This window comes from Ensifer sp. Root127 (assembly GCF_001425225.1).
GTDB classification, from domain to species: domain Bacteria; phylum Pseudomonadota; class Alphaproteobacteria; order Rhizobiales; family Rhizobiaceae; genus Ensifer; species Ensifer canadensis.
The window spans coordinates 221,649-242,031 of sequence record NZ_LMDX01000034.1; the positions used below are offsets into that span (position 1 = coordinate 221,649).

At 63.3% G+C, this 20,383-nt stretch carries 14 protein-coding genes, 1 other RNA gene and 1 pseudogene; 7 read left to right on the top strand and 9 right to left on the bottom strand.

Going from position 1 to position 20,383, the window contains the following annotated elements; translation table 11 throughout:
- Window positions 1-94: 94 nt before the first annotated feature.
- The 3 genes from ASD03_RS28530 to ASD03_RS28540 form a co-directional block, all read right to left on the bottom strand.
- Window positions 95-2,539: a UvrD-helicase domain-containing protein gene (locus ASD03_RS28530; RefSeq protein ID WP_025427688.1), complete on the bottom strand. Its 2,445-nt coding sequence runs from the start codon at window positions 2,537-2,539 to the stop codon at window positions 95-97.
- Between the two features lie 135 nt (window positions 2,540-2,674).
- Window positions 2,675-3,079, bottom strand: coding sequence for a carboxymuconolactone decarboxylase family protein (locus tag ASD03_RS28535; RefSeq protein ID WP_025427687.1), 405 nt, complete (start codon window positions 3,077-3,079; stop codon window positions 2,675-2,677).
- 132 nt (window positions 3,080-3,211) lie between these two features.
- Window positions 3,212-4,033 (bottom strand): cyclase family protein, encoded by an 822-nt coding sequence (locus tag ASD03_RS28540; protein WP_025427686.1) that lies wholly within the window; start codon window positions 4,031-4,033, stop codon window positions 3,212-3,214.
- A 316-nt stretch (window positions 4,034-4,349) separates the two neighbouring features.
- On the opposite strand from ASD03_RS28540, the gene ASD03_RS28545 reads away from it, so the two are divergent.
- Together ASD03_RS28545 and ASD03_RS28550 are read left to right on the top strand one after the other, a co-directional pair.
- Window positions 4,350-5,534, top strand: coding sequence for an efflux RND transporter periplasmic adaptor subunit (locus ASD03_RS28545; RefSeq protein ID WP_025427685.1), 1,185 nt, complete (start codon window positions 4,350-4,352; stop codon window positions 5,532-5,534).
- Window positions 5,531-8,671, top strand: a complete 3,141-nt coding sequence (locus ASD03_RS28550) for an efflux RND transporter permease subunit (RefSeq protein ID WP_025427684.1) — start codon at window positions 5,531-5,533, stop codon at window positions 8,669-8,671. Before ASD03_RS28545 ends, ASD03_RS28550 begins: the two co-directional genes overlap by 4 nt.
- A 76-nt stretch (window positions 8,672-8,747) precedes the next feature.
- On the opposite strand, the pseudogene ASD03_RS28555 reads toward ASD03_RS28550, so the two are convergent.
- A pseudogene (locus tag ASD03_RS28555) lies at window positions 8,748-9,184 on the bottom strand (DUF1772 domain-containing protein).
- A gap of 320 nt (window positions 9,185-9,504) precedes the next feature.
- Here ASD03_RS28555 and ASD03_RS28560 point away from each other — a divergent pair.
- Both ASD03_RS28560 and ASD03_RS28565 read left to right on the top strand, forming a co-directional pair.
- Window positions 9,505-10,911, top strand: a complete 1,407-nt coding sequence (locus ASD03_RS28560; RefSeq protein WP_025427683.1) for an FAD-linked oxidase C-terminal domain-containing protein — start codon at window positions 9,505-9,507, stop codon at window positions 10,909-10,911.
- A gap of 167 nt (window positions 10,912-11,078) precedes the next feature.
- On the top strand, window positions 11,079-14,816 hold the full coding sequence (locus tag ASD03_RS28565; RefSeq protein ID WP_025427682.1) for an AsmA-like C-terminal region-containing protein: 3,738 nt from the start codon (window positions 11,079-11,081) through the stop codon (window positions 14,814-14,816).
- Window positions 14,817-15,205: 389 nt separating this feature from the next.
- Here the strand turns inward: ASD03_RS28565 and ASD03_RS28570 are convergent, their stop codons facing one another.
- The gene (locus tag ASD03_RS28570) at window positions 15,206-15,997 is read right to left on the bottom strand and encodes a hypothetical protein (protein ID WP_025427681.1); all 792 of its coding nucleotides are present in this window, start codon (window positions 15,995-15,997) and stop codon (window positions 15,206-15,208) included.
- Window positions 15,998-16,398: 401 nt separating this feature from the next.
- Between ASD03_RS28570 and ASD03_RS28575 the strand changes: the two genes are divergently transcribed.
- A complete protein-coding gene (locus ASD03_RS28575) occupies window positions 16,399-17,283 on the top strand; it encodes a GGDEF domain-containing protein (RefSeq protein WP_025427680.1) in 885 nt (294 codons plus the stop codon).
- Here the strand turns inward: ASD03_RS28575 and ASD03_RS28580 are convergent.
- From ASD03_RS28580 to ssrA, 4 genes are all read right to left on the bottom strand, one after another.
- The gene (locus ASD03_RS28580) at window positions 17,263-17,499 is read right to left on the bottom strand and encodes a ribbon-helix-helix domain-containing protein (RefSeq protein ID WP_025427679.1); all 237 of its coding nucleotides are present in this window, start codon (window positions 17,497-17,499) and stop codon (window positions 17,263-17,265) included. The genes ASD03_RS28575 and ASD03_RS28580 overlap by 21 nt on opposite strands.
- A 212-nt stretch (window positions 17,500-17,711) precedes the next feature.
- The gene (locus ASD03_RS28585) at window positions 17,712-17,921 is read right to left on the bottom strand and encodes a DUF4169 family protein (RefSeq protein WP_025427678.1); all 210 of its coding nucleotides are present in this window, start codon (window positions 17,919-17,921) and stop codon (window positions 17,712-17,714) included.
- 20 nt (window positions 17,922-17,941) lie between these two features.
- Window positions 17,942-18,457, bottom strand: a complete 516-nt coding sequence (locus ASD03_RS28590) for an SspB family protein (protein WP_025427677.1) — start codon at window positions 18,455-18,457, stop codon at window positions 17,942-17,944.
- A gap of 111 nt (window positions 18,458-18,568) precedes the next feature.
- Window positions 18,569-18,932, bottom strand: a transfer-messenger RNA (tmRNA) gene (gene ssrA, locus ASD03_RS37225).
- A 144-nt stretch (window positions 18,933-19,076) separates the two neighbouring features.
- Between ssrA and ASD03_RS28595 the strand changes: the two genes are divergently transcribed.
- Together ASD03_RS28595 and ASD03_RS28600 are read left to right on the top strand one after the other, a co-directional pair.
- Entirely contained in the window at window positions 19,077-19,385 is a 309-nt protein-coding gene (locus tag ASD03_RS28595; RefSeq protein ID WP_025427676.1) for a DUF2853 family protein, read from the top strand.
- A 163-nt stretch (window positions 19,386-19,548) separates the two neighbouring features.
- Entirely contained in the window at window positions 19,549-20,343 is a 795-nt protein-coding gene (locus tag ASD03_RS28600) for a thymidylate synthase (protein ID WP_025427675.1), read from the top strand.
- Window positions 20,344-20,383 lie beyond the last annotated feature (40 nt).

The window sequence follows — 20,383 nt, forward strand, 5'->3', positions numbered from 1 at the left end:
CCTGGGCGATTTAGAATCCGATGCCGGCAATCCAAATCGTCCGTTGTCCCAACTGGTTGCCACCTGATGTGCCAGCCTAGCAGACTCGTTGCGCTCACGCTTTCTCGACAAATCCATCCAGCACGCGCTTCTGCCCGGCCTTGTCGAAGTCGATCGTCAGCTTGTTGCCTTCGATCGCTGAAATGTTGCCGTTGCCGAACTTCATGTGGAAGACGCGGTCGCCGACGGTGAAGCGCGAGGGCTCGGTGCTGGTGGATTTCGCCACCAGTTCGCCATCGATGGTGCGGCTGCGCGGGCCGCTTTCGCCGTAGCCGATGCGCTCGACGGCGTGGCCGGAGCGCGAGCCCCAGTTGTCGCGCGTCGCATCCGAGCGGTTCTGCTGGGCGCGCTTCCAGCCGGGGGTGGAGTAGTTGTTCTGGAAGGGATCGGCCTTGTCGAAGCGCGACTGGCCATAGCCGCCGCGGCCGTACCCGCCATAGGACTGCTCGGTCTCGGCCACCTCCACATGGGTATTCGGCAACTCGTCGAGGAAGCGCGAGGGCAGGGTGGACTGCCACAGCCCGTGGATGCGGCGGTTGGAGACGAACCAGATGTGGCAGCGGTGCTTTGCCCGGGTGATGCCGACATAGGCAAGACGGCGTTCTTCCTCGAGGCCGGAGCGGCCGCCCTCGTCAAGCGCGCGCTGGTGCGGAAACAGGCCTTCCTCCCAGCCGGGCAGGAACACGGTGTCGAACTCCAGCCCCTTGGCCGAATGCAGCGTCATGATCGAGACGGCATCGAGGTTTTCGTTCTGCTCGGCGTCCATCACCAGCGCGACGTGTTCGAGGAAGCCGCGCAGGCTCTCGAAGGCTTCCATCGAGCGGATCAGTTCCTTGAGGTTTTCGAGCCGGCCCGGCGCTTCGGCCGATTTGTCGTTCTGCCACATAGCCGTGTAGCCGCTCTCGTCGAGGATCTGCTCGGCAAGTTCGGTGTGCGGCGTGGTTTCGAGCAGGCTCTGCCAGCGGCGGAAATCGGCGACGACATCGAACAGCCCCTTGCGGGCCTTGGCCTTCAGTTCGTCGGTCTCGATGATGTCAGTCGCAGCCGCAAGCATCGGCACGTCGCGGGCGCGGGCATAGTCGTGCAGGGTGCGAATGGTGGTGTCGCCAAGGCCGCGCTTCGGCGTGTTGACGATGCGCTCGAAGGCAAGGTCGTCGGCCGGCTGGCAGACGAGCCGGAAATAGGCCATGGCGTCGCGGATCTCGAGCCGCTCGTAAAAGCGCGGGCCGCCGATGACGCGGTAGTTCAGGCCGAGCGTGACGAAGCGGTCTTCGAATTCGCGCATCTGGAACGAGGCGCGCACCAGGATCGCCATGTCGTTGAGCTTGTGGCTCTTGCGCTGCAGTTGTTCGATTTCCTCGCCGACGGCGCGGGCTTCCTCTTCGGAGTCCCAGGCGGCGTGCACCTGCACCTTCTCGTCATCCGGGTCGGTGCGTTCGGTAAACAGCGTCTTGCCGAGGCGCCCCTCGTTGTGGGCGATCAGATGCGCGGCGGCGCCGAGAATATGCTCGGTCGAGCGGTAGTTGCGCTCGAGCTTGATGACCTTGGCGCCGGGGAAATCCTTTTCGAAGCGCAGGATGTTGTCCACTTCCGCGCCGCGCCAGCCATAGATCGACTGGTCGTCGTCGCCGACGCAGCAAACGTTCTGCGGCACGCCCTTGGCGCGCTGCGCCAGAAGCCGCAGCCACATGTACTGCGCGGTGTTGGTGTCCTGATATTCGTCGACGAGGATGTAGCGGAACTTGTCGTGGTATTCCTTCAGCACATCCGGATTGCTGCGGAACATGCGGATCGGGTGCAGCAGCAGATCGCCGAAGTCGCAGGCGTTCAGCGTGCGCAGCCGGTTCTGGTAGGCGGCGTAGAGCTCGCGGCCCTTGCCGTTGGCAAAGGCGCGGGCATCGCCCTCGGGGATCTGCGCCGGGTCGAGGCCCTTGTTCTTCCAGCCGTCGATCATGCCGGCGAACTGCTTGGCCGGCCAGCGCTTGTCGTCGAGGCCCTCGGCCTGGATGATCTGCTTGATCAATCTGACGACGTCGTCGGTGTCGAGAATGGTGAAGTCGGAGCGCAGGCCCACCAGCTCGGCGTGGCGGCGCAACAGCTTGACGCCGATCGAGTGGAAGGTGCCGAGCCAGGGCATGCCCTCGACCGCATGGCCGACGAGCACGCCGACGCGCTCCTTCATCTCGCGCGCCGCCTTGTTGGTGAAGGTCACCGCAAGGATCTGCGAGGGGAAGGCGCGGCCGGTGGAAAGAATATGGGCGATGCGGGTGGTGAGAACCCGGGTCTTGCCGGTGCCGGCGCCGGCGAGAACCAGCACCGGGCCATCCAGAGATTCGACCGCTTCGGCCTGTTCCGGATTGAGGCCGGAGAGATAATCCGGGCGCTGCTGGCGGTCGCGGGCAGCCATGGCGCGCGCGGCGATGCCGCCCGTTGCTGGCGGCTGCTTGCGCGGGGCCGGCTCTTCGTCGAAGAAGGGAATGTCGTCGAAACCACTCATCATGCGGCTCAATGTAGTGATTCGGAGGCGAAAGGCCAGAAAGGATGTTCTTCTTTTATTCCGTTTTCTGCGCCACCCGCACCAAGCCTGTGGAAAGACAGGCGATTTCGAAGCCGCTTATTCTCGCGCTCACCGCCGTCAGGCCGTCCTGTCGAAGGCAGCGTCCACCGGCACCTGCAAGGCGGTCGCCAGCTGGTTGGTTCTGGCGGCAAGTGAGATCACGCGCAAGAGATCGGCATGTTCGGCGTCGCTCATGCCCTTGGCTCTCGCGGCAGCCGTATGCGAATGGGCGCAGTAGCCGCAGCCATTGCTGACGGAAACGGCGATGTAGAGCATTTCCTTGACCAGCGGATCGAGCGCGGAGGGCGTTGCCATCACCGCCTTGACGTCGCGCCAGGTCTGCTCCAGCAGGTCGGCATCGAAGGCGAGCCACAGCCACATATTGTTGATGAAATCCGATTTGCGGGTGGCGCGAATGTCGTCGAACACGGCTTTTACGCGCGCGTCGGATTCCGGATCGGCAGGCGGGGCGATGGTGCTCATGACGTCTCCTGGTCATAGGGTCAATCGGGGGGCGTCCGGCGGCGGACGCCGCCGGATCGGCAGGTTGGTATCCCTCTTTGCTTGTACGCATTTCCTCACGGAAAACCGCTTCGCATTTTTCCTGGGTATGCTCTAGACGAGCGCAAACACGCGCGCCGGACCGCCGGTGCCGCCGCGGTGTTTGGGCGCGCCAAGCACGAGGGTCGCGCCCTTGACGGGCACCTTGTCGAGGTTGGCGGCCGCCTCCAGTCCCCAGCGGCCTTCCGGCAGCCAGGCATAGTGGGTGGCGAAATCAGGCGAGGGGCCATGGTCGAGCGAAAGCGTGTCGACGGCGATGCCGGCCGCCTTGGTCTCGTCGAGCAGGTATTTCGCCGCCTCGGCGTGGAAACCGGGAAAGTGCATCTTGCCGTTTGCATCGGCATTGCGGAACTTGTCAGTGCCAAGGTGCGCTCCCCAACCGGAAAGCATGGCGACGCAGGCGTTTTCCGGAATGTCGCCATTGGCGGCGACCCAGGCCTTGATGTCGTCGGGTGTTATTTGCGCATCGGCATCGGCGGACGCCTTCTCGCGGATGTCGACGACGCAGAGTGGCACGACGAGCTTTTCAACCGGCAGCTCGGCGACCGACAGACCATCGGCGGAGAAATGCAGCGGCGCGTCGACATGGGTGCCGGTGTGTTCGTTCACCCGGAGCTCGAACAGGTTGAACTTGTCCTTGGCGTAGCTGAACTTTTGCTCGCGGAAGAACTGCTGCTGGCCGAAGAAGGTCGGGAACTCCTCGTAGAGTTCGTGGGTGAGGTCGGTGACGCCGGTGTGTCCCTGGGCGAGCGCCGGCGGGGCGATACCGGCGCTCGCGGCGGCGATGCCCGCTGTGCCGACGGCTGCTGCCTTGAAGAAGCTGCGGCGGGACAACATTTTCTGCTTTACGGATTCCACGACGCACGCATCGCACATGTCTTTGCTTCCCTCTCAAGAAGCGGTCGAAACCTGATGGCAATGGCTGCCAGCGGTTGCAGGATACCTCAGAGGAAATCGCTGTAAACGGTCTTTGTCCCGTGCGTTTTGATGGAATGACACGGCGATCGCGATTGCCGGCGCACGATGGCGCTGATGTCATCATGCCGCCAACAAATACGCTTTTATTACAATTGCGTAATGATGGCATTCCGCCGTTGCCCACAAAGGTGCGAACAACGATACTCTGGGCAAATCGGAACGTTCCGCCGGCGCGTGCCGCGCAGGAGCGCGTTTTGCATATTTGGAGACATGAATGCGGGTTTGGAAACAGCTGGCGGTGAGCGCCGTTGTGCTTTTGGTGGGTGCCGGCGTCTGGGTGCGGTTCGTGCCCGGAGCAGGCGAAACGCTGGCCGCGATCGGTGTCTCGCATCCGCTGATCGATGCCATCTCCAAGCAGAGCGGTGCCGCTGGGGGCGAGGGCGGCCAAGGCAGCGGCGGACGCAGGCAGGGCGGCAACGACGCCATCCTCGTCATGGTTCGCCCTTCGGCAACGTCTGTCGTCAATGACCGGCTGAACGCGATCGGCAACGGCGAGGCGATCCACTCCGTCACCGTGACGCCGACGGCCACCGGCAACCTCACCGAAATTCTCGTGCGCTCCGGCGAAAAGGTGGCGCAGGGGCAGGTGATCGCCAAGCTCGATAGCGACGACCAGAAGATTGCTGCCGACCAGGCGCGGCTGACGCGCGACAGTGCCCGCGAAAAACTGGAGCGCTATCGCAACCTCAGCACAGCGCGCGCGGTGACCGCCGTCGACGTGCGCGACGCCGAAATCGCCATGCAGGCCGCGGAGCTTGCGCTCAAGACCGCCGAGCTCGACCTCAAGCGCCGCGATATCGTTGCGCCGTCGCAGGGCGTTGTCGGCATCATCACCGTCAATGTCGGCGACTACGTCACCACGACGACGCCGATCGCCGTGGTCGACGACCGCTCGGAAATCCTCGTCGACTTCTGGGTGCCGGAGCGTTTTGCGAGCAAGATCGTCGTCGGCCAGCCGGTGACAGCGCACGCCATTGCCCAGCCGGGCAGCCAACTCGAGGGCGTCATTCACGCCATCGACAACCGCCTGGACCAGGCAAGCCGGACGCTGCGCGTGCGGGCGCGGCTGGAAAATCCTGACGACACGTTGCGGGCGGGCATGTCCTTCTCGGTGACCATGGCATTCGATGGCGACACCTATCCGACCGTCGATCCGCTCGCGATCCAGTGGAGCTCCGAAGGCTCCTATGTCTGGCGTGTCAGCGCCGACAAGAGCGAGCGGGTTCCGGTCAAGATCATCCAGCGCAACCCCGACAAGGTGCTGGTTGATGCGGCCTTGAGCGAAGGCGACGAAGTCGTCACCGAAGGTGTGCAGCGGCTGCGCGACGGCGGCGACGTGCGCATTGCCGGGCGCGAGCGCCGCGATGCCGCGCAGAAGGTCGCGGAGGACGGGAAGTGAGCGGCGCGAAGGAACCCGGCCACCAGACCGCGCGCGAGGCCGGCAAGACCGGCTTCACCGCGCTTTTCATCCGCCGGCCGATCTTCGCCCTGGTCGTCAACACGCTGATCGTCGTCGCCGGCCTTGCGGCCTGGAACGGCATCGAGATCCGCGAACTGCCGCAGGTCGACCAGCCGGTCGTCTCCGTGACGACGACGCTCGACGGTGCAGCACCCGAGACCATGGACCGCGAGGTGACATCGGTCGTCGAAGGTGCGGTCTCGCGCGTGCAGGGCATCCGCGACATCTCCTCGACCTCGTCCTTCGGCCGCAGCCGCGTGACGCTGCAATTCTCCGACACCACCGACATCGGCCAGGCGGCCAACGATATCCGCGATGCGCTGGGGCGCGTTCGCAACCAGCTGCCCGACCAGGCGGACGAGCCGAGCATCGTCAAGGCGGACGCCGACAGCCAACCGATCATGCGCCTGGCGCTGACCTCCGATACCATGTCGATGGAAGACATGACGCTGCTCGTCGAAAACGAGATCAGCGACCGGCTGGCCGCCGTCGAGGGCGTCGCCGACGTTGCCGTCTATGGCGACCAGGAAAAAATCTTTCGCATCGACCTCGACCAAGCCAAGCTTGCCGGGCGCGGCGTGACGGTGGCAGACCTCAGGACGGCCCTTGCCAACGCCTCCTATGACGTGCCGGCCGGCAAGCTCACGAGCGCCAGCCAGGACATTTCGGTGCGCGCCACCGCCGACCTGCAGACGCCGGAGCAATTCGAAAACCTCATCCTCGTCAACAATGTGCGGCTGCGCGACATCGGCACGGTGACGCTCGGACCCGATTCAGGCACCACGGCGCTGCGCTCCAACGGCCGCCAGGGCATCGGCCTCGGCATCATCCGCCAGGCGCAATCCAATACCGTCGATATTTCCGAGGGCGTGCGCAAGGTCGTCGAGACGATCCAGACGCAGATTCTTCCCGAGGGCACGCAGCTCAGGATCACCAGCGACGACGCCGTCTTCATCAACGGCGCCATCCACGAGGTCGAGATTGCGCTGGGCGTGGCGATCTTCATCGTCACGCTCGTCATCTACATGTTCCTGCTCGACTGGCGCGCAACGCTGATCCCGACCATCACCATGCCGATCGCGCTGATCGGGACGGTGGCGGCGATCTACATGGCCGGCTTCTCGATCAACATCCTGACGCTGCTGGCGATCGTGCTCGCCACGGGGCTCGTGGTCGATGATGCGATCGTGGTTCTGGAAAACATCGTGCGACGGCGGGCCGAAGGGCTGGGCCCAAGGGCCGCGGCCGTGCACGGCACGCTCGAAGTGTTCTTCGCGGTGCTGGCGACGACCGCGACGCTTGCGGCCGTGTTCGTGCCGCTGTCCTTCCTGCCGGGCCAGACAGGCGGGCTCTTCCGCGAGTTCGGCTTCGTGCTCGCCTTCTCGATCCTGCTTTCGTCCTTCGTGTCGCTGACGCTCTGCCCGATGCTGGCATCGCGCATGCTGACAAAGGAGGCCCACAACGAGAAGCCGGGGCCGATGCGCCGGTTCGGGGCACGGGCTTCGGAATTCTACCGGGTCACGTTGCGCGGTTGCCTCAATGCGCCGCTGATCGTCTTCGTCGTTGCCGCCTTCTTCACCGCCATGGGCGGCATCGGCTTCATGACGCTGAAATCGGAACTGACACCGAGCGAGGACCGCTCGCAGGTGATGATGCGCATCAACGCGCCGCAGGGCGTGTCGCTGGAATATGCGCAGGCGCAGATGCGCCGGATCGAGGACGGGCTGCAGCCGCTGGTCAAATCCGGCGAGATCGACAACATCTTCTCGATCTCCGGCCAGGGTGGTTCGGCCAATAGCGGCTTCATGGTGCTGACGCTTGCCCCCTGGGACAAGCGCGACCGCAGCCAGCAGCAGATCGTCTCCGACATCAACAAGGTGACGGCGCGCATCCCCTCGGTGCGGGTGTTTGCGATGCAGCCCAACAGCCTCGGCATTCGCGGCGCCGGCAGCGGCCTGCAGGTGGCGCTTGTTGGTAACGACTACACCAAGCTCGGCGATGCCGCGGCAAAGCTGGTGCGCCAGATGGAAGACACCGGGCGCTTCGAGAATGTGCGGCTGAACTATGAGGCCAACCAGGCGCAGCTTTCGATCACCATCGACCGCGAGCGGGCATCCGACATGGGCGTCGATATCGGCGGCCTTGCCTGGGCGCTGCAGGCGATGCTCGACGGCAACAGCGTCGTCGATGTCTATGTCGACGGCGAATCCTACCCGGTCAAGCTCCTGTCCTCGACCAATCCGGTCAACGACCCGACCGACCTGCAGAACATCTTTCTGAAAGCCGGCGACGGCAAGATCGTGCCGATGTCGACGATCGCCAGCGTCGAGGAAACCGCCGTGGCGCCGCAGCTCTCGCGCGAATCGCAGCTTCGCGCCGTGTCGCTGTCGGCCGGGCTCAAGTCCGACCTGGCGCTCGGTGAGGCGCTGACCATGGTCGAGCAGATGGCCGAGCCGCTGCTGCCGCCGGGCTCGCGCATCATGCCGCTGGCCGAGGCTGCCACCCTCAACGAGAACGCCAACGGCCTCGTCATCACCTTCGGCTTTGCCCTCGTCATCATCTTCCTGGTGCTGGCGGCGCAGTTCGAAAGCTTCATCAGCGGCTTCATCATCATGGCGACGGTGCCGCTCGGGCTTGCCTGCGCGATCTTTGCGATGATCATGACCGGCAACACGCTTAACATCTACAGCCAGATCGGCCTGGTCATGCTTGTCGGCATCATGGCGAAGAACGGCATCCTGATCGTCGAATTCGCCAACCAGCTGCGTGATCGCGGCCAGGATGTGCGCACGGCGATCGAGAACGCCGCCAACATTCGCCTCAGGCCGGTGATGATGACGATGATCGCCACCATCGTCGGCGCGGTGCCGCTGGTGCTGGCAAGCGGTGCCGGTGCCGAGGCGCGCATTGCGCTCGGCTGGGTGCTGGTCGGCGGGCTCGGCCTTGCCGTGGTCGTGACGCTCTATCTCACGCCGGTCGCCTATCTCGTCATTGCTGGGCTCACGAAGCCGCATGCGGACGAGGAGCGCAAGCTGCACGAGGAAATGGAAGCGGCGGCCGCGCTCGAAACGAAATAGCGGCGGGCTCTCAGCGTCGGCAGCGAAGATGTCAACGCTGACCGCCTGTCGCGCTGCTCCCTGGCTCTAAAAAGCGCTAACCCTGAAGTTCAAGCCAGGCGGCGATCAGAAAGACCACCGCTGCGATCGCGCCCAGCGCACTCCTGCCGGCGTGGAGCCTCGCCCAGCGGCGGAGAAGCGCGCGGGTTTCCTCGCTCGCCTCATCCGGCCGCGTTGCCTCGAGGCGTCGGTTGATCGGCATGATGACGAGGATCGTGTAGGGCCAGTTCAGAATGATGATTGCTGCCCCTAGGCCCCAAAGTGCATTGTCACTCTGCCACCATGCGGCAGCGCCGAGCAGGCCCGAGATGATTGCGAGCGAGGCTTGCATCTCGAAACCTCGCCGGTAGGCCGGCACCCATTGGGCGAGGGCCGCTCATCGAGGTGAAGCCTTGCCGGGTGTTCGGCGACGTTGATGTAGACGGCGGCGCCGAAGAATACCGCTGCGGTAAACAAAGCGAGCAGACCGAGCAGACCGAGCATTTGACCTTCTCCTCTCTCCCTTCAGTATATACCGTCAGGGGCTGCACAACGATAGGTGTCGTCGTTGGGCGCAGAGCTGCCGGCTCAAGGGCAGATCCGGGAGGGAATTCTGATCGACGTTATCCGTCGCAATGCGAAAGCTTTGTGACACTCAGGTCTCACCAGCGGCGTTTTCACGCGATAGTCTGCCGGAGACTGCGTGAACGTCTGGACAAAGTGATTCCGATTTGCACAGTAGCGCCTTGAAATGAAAGCGCTTCCCCTATGTCGGAATGGGGCAGCGCGAATGGCATGAAGAAGGGACGTTTTCCGTGGCATTGAAGGCGATCAGAGCTGGCTCGAGAAACGAAACCGGGATCGAAACCGCAAAGGGGCAGCTTGCTGCCCGATTCGGCGATCGGTTCCAGACGGGCGAAGCGATCCGTGCCCAGCATGCCCACACCACCACCTACATCCCGGCGCAGCTTCCCGATGGCGTCGTCTTCCCCGAGAGTGCCGACGAGGTGCGCGAGATCGTTGCGATCGCAGCCGCAAATGCCGTGCCGCTCATTCCCTTTGGCACCGGATCCTCGCTCGAGGGCCACGTCAACGCGCCGAACGGTGGCATTTCCGTCGACATGATGCGGATGAACCGGGTGCTCGAGGTCAACGCGGAAGACTTGGATTGCCGGGTCGAGCCCGGCATCACCCGCGAGGAGCTGAACACCTATCTGCGCGACACCGGCCTGTTCTTCCCGATCGATCCCGGCGCCAACGCCTCGATCGGCGGCATGGCCTCGACGCGGGCGTCCGGCACCAACGCGGTGCGCTACGGCACGATGAAGGACAATGTGCTGGCGCTGACGGTGGTGACATCAGACGGGCGCGAGGTGCGCACCGCGCATCGGGCACGCAAGTCGTCTGCCGGCTATGACCTGACCCGGCTCTTCGTCGGGGCCGAGGGCACGCTCGGCATCATCACCTCGATCACGCTCCGGCTGCAGGGCATTCCCGAGGTCATCTCCGGCGGCGTCTGCCCGTTCCCGACGATTGCCGATGCCTGCAACGCGGTGATCCTGACGATCCAGTCCGGCATTCCGGTCGCCCGCATCGAGCTGTTGGACGCTTTGCAGATGAAGGCGTGCAACGGCTACTCCGGCCTTTCCTATGAGGAAACGCCGACGCTTTTTGTCGAATTCCATGGGAACAGCGAGAGCGTCGAGATGCAATCGCGGCACTTTGCCGAAATTGCGTCGGAATTCGGCTCTAGCGGCTTCATCTGGACGACCAACCCGGAAGAGCGGGCGCGGCTGTGGAAGGCGCGGCACAACGCCTACTGGGCCCAGAAGAGCCTGATCCCCGGGGCTGCAATTCTCTCCACCGATGTCTGTGTGCCGATCTCGCGGCTGGCCGATTGCGTTGCGGCGACCCATGACGACATCGCCCAGCACGGTCTGACGGCACCGATCGTCGGCCACGCGGGCGACGGCAACTTCCACGTCGGCCTGCTGTTTGACGACAAGGACGCCGCCGACGTGGCGCGGGCCGAGGCCTTCGTCGAGCGGCTGAATGCGCGGGCGCTGTCGATGGACGGGACCTGCACCGGCGAACACGGCATCGGTCAGGGCAAGATGCCGTTCCTCGAAGCCGAACTCGGCGACGCGCTGGATCTGATGCGGCAGGTCAAGCGTTCTCTCGACCCGCAGAATATCTTCAACCCCGGCAAGATCTTCGCCTGACGCGAGACGACGGGCGAGGGGACACGCGGCCGCGCGGCCACTACCCCTTTGGGGCAAAGGCGGGCGCGCCCGCGCAATTGTAATGGACGGAAACGTCCCTTTGGCGTTCATATGGACGCAGACGGCGTCGACAGGCGCCCCGAGAACTTGATGGGAATGTAGGCACGGTGCTTTCGCGAATTCTGGTTGCCATCGGCGGTCTTGTGGTTGTTGCGCTCTTTGCGGCGCTGATCGCCCCGTGGTTCATCGACTGGACGGGTTTCCGCAAGGAATTCGAGCGCGAGGCTAGCCGCATCATGGGCAAACCCGTCGTCGTGCACGGCCGCGTCGACGCACGCCTGATCCCGTTCCCGACCGTGACGCTCAACGACGTGCGTGTCGGCGGCAGCGATGCGCGCGAACCGCTGATCCAGGTCGAACAATTCTCGATGAGCGCGGAGCTTGCGCCGTTCCTGAGTGGCGAAGCGCTAATCTTCGACATGCGCCTCGACCGGCCCAAGGCCAAGGTCCGGCTGCTTTCCGACGGTACGCTCGACTGGGCGCGTGGTACGCGCACGGCGATCCCCGCCAAGACGGTGGTGCTTGAAAACGTAGAGATCACCCAGGGCGAGATCGAATTCATCGACGAGCAGACCGGCCGCACCCGGCGCGTGACCGACCTTGCCGCCGATCTTTCGGCCCGGTCGCTGGCCGGCCCCTGGAAGGTCGAAGGTCGTGCGGCATTGGACGGCGAGGCCGGCAGTTTTGCCTTTGCCAGTAACAAGGTGGACGAGGCGGGCGCGCTCAGCCTCAAGGCGCGGGTGACGCCGGACAAGCGTCCATTCGGCGTCGAGCTCGATGGCGCGCTGAAGATCGTCGACTTCAAGCCGCTTTACGGCGGCCGCTTCACGCTGACCGAAAACCGCCCGCAGGGCGAGGCCAAAGAAGTCGACGACCATGCGCCGCTGCGCATCAACGGCGATTTCCAGCTGACCAATGAGAGCATCCGTGTGCCGGAGTATCGCTTCGAGGTCGGTCCTTCGGATGATCCTTACGTGGTGACCGGCGAGGCGACGCTCGACACCGGCAAGGAGCAGAAGTTCCTGCTAATTGCCGACGGCCAGCAGATCGACGTCAGCCGCATCGGCAATTCCGGCAGCAACGGCAAGACCGGGCGCGACCCGGCGATCTCCATGCGCCAGCGGCTGGAAGCGATGCTGGCGATCGCTGCCGACATTCCCATTCCGCAGGTGCCGGGCAGGGCCAGTTTGAAGCTGCCGGCGATCGTCATCGGCGATACGACGGTGCGCGACGTGCGCATCGACGTACAGCCTGATGGCGCCGGATGGGTAATCGACAATGTCGTGGCGCTTCTGCCCGGTCGCACCCAGCTCGAGGCCAAGGGACGGCTCAACCTCAAGGGTCAGCGCTCCTTCCGCGGCGACCTGCTGCTCGCGTCCAACCAGCCGTCGGGGCTGGCGAGCTGGCTGGCCGGCTCTGTCGACCCGGCCATCCGCAAGCTGAAGACCGCGGGTTTTTCGGCAACCGTCAACCTGACCGACACGCTGCAGCAGTTCGAAAACCTTGAAGTCGCGGCCGGCGATGCCAGCCTCAAGGGGCGGCTCGAGCGCCAGTCCTTCGCCGAGCAGCAGCCGAACCTTTCGCTGCAGCTGAACGGCAACCGCATCGATCTCGAAGCCTTGCAGGCGCTGGCTGGCCTCGTCGCCGGCGATGCCTCGACCTCGACATTGATGCAGCACGCGATCGCTGCCGACCTTTCGGCCGACGAGTTCTCCGCCTTCGGCGAAGATGCCCGCGACGTTCAGGCGGTGGTGACGCTCAAGAACGGCCAGCTACAGGCCGAGCGCGTGGCGATCGGCTCGCTTGCCGGCGCGCAGCTTGCCTTTTCCGGCCGCGCCAGCGGCGATCTCGCAAAGCCCGTCATTTCGGCCAAGATGAAGCTCGCGGCCAACGATCTGACGCCGTTCCTGGAAATGATCGGCCGGCACGCCGTCGATCATCCGGCCCTTCGTCGGCTGACCAAGGCTGGCCCGTACTACACGGACGCCGCCTTCGACGTGACGCTGACCGCCGGCAACAAGGAAGGCAACGCGCCCGCGACCTTCGGCATCTTCGGCACGGCCAACGGCACCAAGATCGCCGCCAGCTATCAGGCGCCCGACATGGCCCAGGCGCTTGCCGGCAAGGGCATGCTGCTCGAAGCGACGCTCGAAAACCCGCAGACGCTGTTGCTGCTCGGCCAGGCCGGGTTCGATCCGCTGCCATTCGATGCGGACGCCAACGGCATCCTCTCGGTCAAGCTGCAGAGCACCGATGGCTCCAACGCCAATGGCACGGTGACCTTTACCACTGAGAAGACGGCGCTTGCCGCCAAGGGCAGCTTCGATCTTTCGCGCGACCATTTCCTCGAGGGCCAGGCCAAGCTGACGCTGCAGACGGAAGACCTCGAACCTTATCTGCTGCAGCAGGGCATCGCCCTGCCACAGACGGGCAGTGGCCTGCCGATCTCTGTTTCGGCCGACGTGGCGACGACACCGGAGGCGATCGCCCTTACAACGGTCGAAGGCAAGGCGGATAACAACGGCTTTGCAGGCGCGCTGACGATCGACCGCAAGGTGCCGGGCAAGGCGGAGGGCCAGATCAACCTTGCAACGCTCGATCTCGCCTGGCTCGCCGAGGGCATCCTCGGCCAGGTTCAGGACATGTCGACCGGCGCGCTGTCGAAAACGCCGGTCGCCCAGGCGGCCTGGACCGGCCTCAACGTGGCCCTGGATGTGCAGGCGGCCAATTTCTGGCCGGGCTTCTACGGCGCCGTTGGAAATTTTGTCGGCAAGATGGAATGGAAGGGCGACGAGATCGCCTTCACCGACGCGACCGGCGACTGGCTCGGCGGCAAACTTGAGGGCCGGGTGCAGATCGGCAATGCCAACGGTTCCGGCTTCCTGCGCTCGCGTCTCGACGTCAAGGGCGGCGATCTGGCGCAGGCGGGCTGGATGCGGGCAGGCGCGCCGGTTGCCACCGGCACCTTCGACCTGTCCGTGGCGCTGGAGGCATCGGGCGCGAACGCGCAAGCCATGGCGCATTCGGCAAGCGGCTCGGGCACTGCGACCTTCAACGGCGTGACACTCAACGGCATCAACAGCGCCGCCCTGCCGCAGTTGATGGCGACTGCCGATGCGCTGAAGATGGAGATTTCAGCTGACGCGATCCGCCAGGCGGCGGAGGCGACGGTGTTTTCGGGCCAGTCGGTCGTCGGTGTGGTCAAGGTGCCCTTCAGCATCGCCGGCGGCGTGCTGCGGGCACAGAACGTGACGGCCGCCGACGGCAACGCAGCTTTTGCCGGCGAGGCGTCGCTCGACCTTGCGGCAGAACGCATCGATGCCGGCATCGACATGACTTTCCGTCCGGGTGACGAGGCGCTTGCTGGCGCTGAGCCGCGCGTGCGGCTCGGCTTCGCGGGACTGCTGGCATCGCCAGGCGTCAGCCTCGATGTTGCCGATCTCTCGAATTTCCTCTCGCTTCGGGCCTTCGAGCGCGAGCGCCGGCGCGTCGAGACGCTGCAGGCCAACGTGCTTGAGAAGCAGCGGCTGCGCCGCGAGGTGCAGCTCTACAAGGCAAAGGCGCAGCAGCGTGAAGTCGAGCGCCTGCGGGCGATCGCCGAAGAACGGCGCCGCGCCGCTGCGGCAGTCGAGGCGGAGCGGGTGAAGGCGGATCTCGCCGCCCGCGCCGAGGCGGCCCGCAAGGCGGCGGAAGAGGCTGCTCAGGCCGAACGCGAACGCCAGCAGCAACAGCAGCTGGGCGCGCCAGCGCAGGCGCAGCCGAATACAGGTACCGTCGAAGGCCCGCAGAAACCGGGCGGCCAGGGGCTGAATTTCGACGTCTTGCCCGACATTACCGTGCAATAGTCTTGCCGGCATCGCGGTTGCGCGCCGCATAGGCGTTGGCCTACTGCATGGTTCCTTAAATCCTATTCGATTTAAGGATAACAACAGGCAGCAATTCAAAGTGCTACAGCGACCTTTGCCCGTCTAATAAGACGCGCAAAGGTCGCTGTAGCTGTGCGTGCCGTCGGGCGTGCAGCTGTGCGGTTTGTCGCCCGCGTGCTCACACCGGACGATCACGCTTGGATCGTTTCCAGTTTAAGCGGAGTCGCAGAAATGCTCTGTCTCTTTGTTCTTACGCATTTCCTGACGGAAAACCGCCTCGCACTTTTCCTGGAAATGCTTGGGTCTCCAGCTCGCATTGGAGCATAGAATCTTTCGGCCAGGATTGCGAAGCGTCGCCGCGTCCCGGTTCAGAAGTGGATGGCAACGCCGAGGATCGGTCCGTGTTGCACGGCGTCGAACTTGAAGCCGTCGTCGCTGTAGTCGACGCCGAGTGCGCGGTAGCCGGCGACGACTGAGATCGTATCCGTGAACTTGTAGCCGAGACCGAGCGCTGCATCCCAGTCGAGATCCGCGCCGCCCGCACCGACCAGCCCCCAGCCGGTCATATAGAACTCGGGCGTGAAGTAATAGGCGCCGCGCAAGCCCGCGACCGCATCGACCCATGTCGCACTGTCTTCGCGTTTCCTACCGTTGAGCAGGCCGCCTGAGAACGAAAGCGTCGAATCAACCGACCAGACTTTCAGGCCGCCGACGAAATCCAGGTTGGACGATTGATCTTCGTAGATCGCATAACCGACGCCAAGCAATCCGGCAAAGGTCTTCGATTTCACATCGACGCTATTGGCAAGAATGCCGTTCGGCGTGTGGCCGTCGGCGGAAAGGTCGGTATAGATCACGTCGCCGAAGATGCTGTAGGGCCCGTTGCGGGCTTCGCCCGTCGCCATGAAAGCGAAATCGAGATGGTCCCAGATATCTCCGAAGCTTGAATCGATGTGCACCTCAGGGAGACCGAACTGGGCGGTGTCGCCCGTCAGGCCCGCCATCCAGAAGTAGGGTGCAACGGTGAACTTCCAGCCGCTCTCCGTCTCCTGCTGTTGGGCTGTGGGTGCAAGAAGGGGTGCGATATCGGCGGCGCTGGCGATGGCGGCCGATGACAAAGTCAAACACGTGGCCAGACCGATACGAGCATAGAGCTTCATGGGTTCCTCCCTCTCCTGTCCAGCCAGCGACTCTCGTGCGCTGGCAACTGTATGATTGTTTGAAATTAGTGCAGTCTAAACAAGCCCATTCGCGTTTATTGCCGGATCAAGCGTTACCGAAATGCCCGAGCTGTGGCGCCAAGCACACAGAAACCGGTGGGATGGGCCACAGTTGCAATCTCAAGTCTATGTTTCTGTCGGCGTGTGCTTCAAATTTTCCCGGATTGGTGTGTTCAGGGACGGGTGCTGAGGCATGCATCTGGTTTGTGAAGGCAATCCCGCTCCTGCGCCGAATGCCTGCTTTTGCGCGCTGAAATGGGGAGACCCCTAAAATCCTAATGGATTGATTGAGCAGGAGTTAGCATCCTGCCTTCACAGTGAGGCCTGCAACGGGGGGTGGCATGAAGTCGCTGGAGCAGGGCCTTGATCGCCGCGCGATCATCTGGATCATGAACTGGACGTTTTCAGGCACTGCCGGCTGCACGGCCGTTGCCCTTCTCATCACTTATTACTACATCGTCCCGTTCGGCGGCGAGCTGATGGCGACCTCAATGCGCCTTGCGCTGTTCATTCCGCTGCTGCTGGCCATCCCGCTTTTCGCCTTCATCGGCATCAAGCTCCAACAGTTGGCACTTGCCAACGATCTTCTGACGCTGGCCAGTCGCTATGACGGCCTGACGGGCTGTCTCAACCGTGCCGCCTTCACATCGGATGTCACCGCATTCTTTGCCGATCAGGACCTCGAGCCGTTTCCGCCGACGTCGGCGCTGATGGTGCTGGACGCCGACCACTTCAAACGCATCAACGATTGCCACGGCCATCTGGCCGGCGATCAGGCATTGGTGGCGATAGCAACCGAGATGCGCCAGGCAGTGGACGGTAGCGGCCTGACGGGGCGCCTCGGCGGAGAGGAATTCGGCGTTTTCGTTCCCTATGCCCGTCCCGAAACGATAGGGGCGATGGCGGAGCGAATTCGGTTGGCGGTGGCCGAGCGCGGGCAGGCGATCGCGCCGGGCGCAGAGCCAGTCACTGTCAGCGTCGGTGTGGCGCTGTTCAGCTATCCCGCCCACTATGAGGATGTCTTCAAGATCGCCGACGACCAGCTCTATCTCGCCAAGAATACCGGGCGCAACCGGGTTTGCCTGGTCGAGTATTTGCGTCGGCCGGGCGGCATCAGGGCGATGGCAAACCAGCTGCGCGAGGGGCTTGCAGGCGTCTTCACCGAGACATTCGGAAGCGGCCGCGATGAGCCAGGCGAAGAGCCGTCAAGTGTCGCTGGCCGCTGACAGCTCTATATTCGCCTTGATCCAGTCGAGAACGTAGACGCGGAGCGCCGAAGACAGGTTGCTGTCGGCGCCACGCGCATCGTCGATCTCGACGATCAGTTGGGCGATCGGCATGGCGCGGGCGGCCGCGATCGTCTTCAGCTCCAACCAGAACGGATCTTCCAGCGAGAAGCTGGTGCGGTGGCCGTGCAAGGTGGCGGAGTGTTTTCGGATCATCGCCGGAGCTCGCAAATTGATTCAAGTCGTTGGCGGTTTGATTCGGGACGTTGCTGCAAGTCATTGAAGCGGAATCGCTTTTTTGCAGGTCGTGCGCCGGGTTCGACGTTCTAAAGCGCGTCGCGATCTCTACAGCGCCGCGCGTCTTATTAGACGCGCAAAGGTCGCTGTAACGCTTTAAACGTTCCGCAGCCGTTCGTGCGCGCGGCGCTTCAGTCCTCGGCCTCGTCAGGTCGATCGCCGGAAGGTTCGCGGCGCCCCTGGTCGAGGGCCTTTGCCGCCTTCGCATTCAAGGCGTCGGTCAGCGATTTCTCGGCCTTGGTGCGGCCGAACGAGATGCGGTTCTGTTCGGCCTGCTTTTCTTTTTCGGCGCGGGCATTGCGCTTGCGGAACTGGCGTAGATTGACGACGTCACCACTCATGCCGCGTCCTTTCGCTTGCCTCAGTTCTTCTTGCGGAAGGAGTCGAGCGAAACCACCGAGCCGCCGCCGTTCTTGGCGTCGCCGGATTTTTCCGGGTCCTTGGGCGGCACTTCGCCATCGGTTTCAGGAACGGGATAGGCGGTGATCTCCGCCGATTCGGCCTCTTCCTCTTCGGCCGTCGCCACGTCGAATTCGAGTTCGAAATTGACCGAGGGGTCGTAGAAGCCGCGAATGGCATTGAACGGAATGACCAGCCGCTCCGGCGTATCGGAGAAGGACAGGCCGATTTCGAAGCCGGCCTCGGAAACCTTGAGTTCCCAGAACTGGTGCTGCACGACGATGGTCATCTGCTCGGGATACTTGGATTTCAGGTGCTGCGAGATGCGAACACCCGGCGCGCCGGTCAGGAAGGTGATGAAGAAATGGTGCTCGCCGGGCAGGTGGCCGGTGGCCGCAACCTCGGTCAGCACCTTGCGGATGACGCCGCGAAGCGCGTCCTGCGCCAGAATGTCGTAGCGAATGTGGTCCTGGCCCATGAGATTCCCGTCTTTCTCGAACTCAATTCTACTGTCGGCTTTCCATTGCCCGTCTCGATATGACGAGTCAATTATTCAAGCATCTATAGACCATTTCGAAGCGGGGGAGAAGGTGAAGGCTTCTGTTGCCAGGTGCCTTCGGACCCCGCCTTACGGTGCTACCCGGAAGGACTTGATTTGAAGTGTCGCACCGCCGTTAGGCAGCGAGACGTGCTTCAGCATAGTTGTCGTTTGCAACTATAAGTTTAGCCCGATAACGGTGGTACAATGCCGAGCAAAAAGTCGATCTTTACGCCCTTGTCGATCCTATTTCGCCCCCATCAAAAGCCGGTCATCGAAATCTCGACCGGTTTTTGGTGGAGGCGCCGGGTACCGCCCCCGGGTCCAATGGGTTTATTTCACCGCCCGTTTATTGCCATAGCCGCCCGAAGACGGCATCTGTCATATAGGTCTTTCCGGCGCTGAAGAAAAGGGGAAAGCACGGATATATCGCAGCTTTTCCAAAACCCCTGACATGCCAAACGCCTTGACATGAATGGCAGCCGTGAAAAACTCCGGCTGCTGCACGCGGCCTGCAAGGGCGCTGCGGTTTATCGAGCAAGATCAATCTGGAGGCATCATGACTGACTATCTCGCAGATGTGCAGAAGTATGACAGCGGCGCCGACGAAGCTGTTGTGAACAAGATCGTGCGCCATCTCGGCATTGCACTGCGCAACAAGGATTCCTCGCTCGTGTCGGCCACGGACCCCAAGGAACTCGATCGCGTTAGGGAAAAATGGTGCGAGAAGAAGCTCGGCGTCGTGGGTGCGGAAGCGGATGCGGCCATTTCGGCGACGACGAAGGCGATGTCGGCAGATCGATCCAAGTCACGCGTGACCTTCTATTATCTGGTGGCCAAGAACCTCGGTAAGCTGCAAACGCTGTAGATCACGTTCATTGTGAAGGCGGGATGCAGGCGGAAAACCGCGCGCACTTTCCTTGATCCCGCTTTGAGCGCGGCTGAATATGCGGGATAAACACCCCCGGGACATTGGTTTGCCGCCGGCTTCACCCTAAATTTGGGACAACACGAATCGGCGGCGCCAGACCATGCAGCAATATCTCGACTTCCTCGACCATGTGATGACCAGCGGAACCGACCGGGGTGACCGGACGGGAACGGGGACGCGCTCGGTCTTCGGCTACCAGATGCGTTTCGATCTTTCGCAAGGCTTCCCGGTGCTGACCACCAAGAAGCTGCACCTGCGCTCGATCATCCACGAACTGCTGTGGTTCCTGAAGGGCGAGACCAATATCGCCTATCTCAAGGAAAACGGCGTCAGCATTTGGGACGAATGGGCGGACGAAAACGGCGATCTCGGGCCCGTCTACGGCTACCAGTGGCGCTCCTGGCCGGCGCCGGACGGGCGGCATATCGACCAGATCGCCGGTCTTGTCGAAAGCCTGAAGACCAATCCGAACTCGCGCCGTCATATCGTTTCCGCCTGGAACCCGGCGCTGGTCGACGAGATGGCCCTGCCGCCGTGCCATTGCCTGTTCCAGTTCTATGTCGCCGACGGCAAGCTTTCCTGCCAGCTCTATCAGCGTTCGGCCGACATCTTCCTCGGCGTGCCGTTCAACATCGCCTCCTACGCGCTTCTGACGATGATGGTGGCGCAGGTGACCGGGCTGAAGCCGGGCGATTTCGTCCATACCTTCGGCGACGCGCATATCTACCACAACCATTTCGACCAGGCACGGCTGCAGCTTGCCCGCACGCCGAAGACGCTGCCGACCATGCAGATCAAGCCAGACGTCAAGGATCTGTTTTCGTTCCGTTTTGAAGACTTTACCCTGGTCGGCTACGAAGCTGATTCAACCATCAAGGCGCCGATCGCCGTCTGAGGCGTCGTCGCCTCGGGGGTGCGGGCAGGCGGTCGATACG

What these genes read in the sequence shown, in the direction of transcription:
- ASD03_RS28595 (WP_025427676.1), top strand. Translation starts at nt 19,077, where the DNA reads ATGACTGACTATCTCGCAGATGTGCAGAAGTATGACAGCGGCGCCGAC.
- ASD03_RS28570 (WP_025427681.1), bottom strand. Translation starts at nt 15,997, where the DNA reads ATGAAGCTCTATGCTCGTATCGGTCTGGCCACGTGTTTGACTTTGTCA.
- ASD03_RS28600 (WP_025427675.1), top strand. Translation starts at nt 19,549, where the DNA reads ATGCAGCAATATCTCGACTTCCTCGACCATGTGATGACCAGCGGAACC.
- ASD03_RS28530 (WP_025427688.1), bottom strand. Translation starts at nt 2,539, where the DNA reads ATGATGAGTGGTTTCGACGACATTCCCTTCTTCGACGAAGAGCCGGCC.
- ASD03_RS28580 (WP_025427679.1), bottom strand. Translation starts at nt 17,499, where the DNA reads ATGATCCGAAAACACTCCGCCACCTTGCACGGCCACCGCACCAGCTTC.
- ASD03_RS28590 (WP_025427677.1), bottom strand. Translation starts at nt 18,457, where the DNA reads ATGGGCCAGGACCACATTCGCTACGACATTCTGGCGCAGGACGCGCTT.
- ASD03_RS28585 (WP_025427678.1), bottom strand. Translation starts at nt 17,921, where the DNA reads ATGAGTGGTGACGTCGTCAATCTACGCCAGTTCCGCAAGCGCAATGCC.
- ASD03_RS28540 (WP_025427686.1), bottom strand. Translation starts at nt 4,033, where the DNA reads ATGTGCGATGCGTGCGTCGTGGAATCCGTAAAGCAGAAAATGTTGTCC.
- ASD03_RS28545 (WP_025427685.1), top strand. Translation starts at nt 4,350, where the DNA reads ATGCGGGTTTGGAAACAGCTGGCGGTGAGCGCCGTTGTGCTTTTGGTG.
- ASD03_RS28535 (WP_025427687.1), bottom strand. Translation starts at nt 3,079, where the DNA reads ATGAGCACCATCGCCCCGCCTGCCGATCCGGAATCCGACGCGCGCGTA.
- ASD03_RS28575 (WP_025427680.1), top strand. Translation starts at nt 16,399, where the DNA reads ATGAAGTCGCTGGAGCAGGGCCTTGATCGCCGCGCGATCATCTGGATC.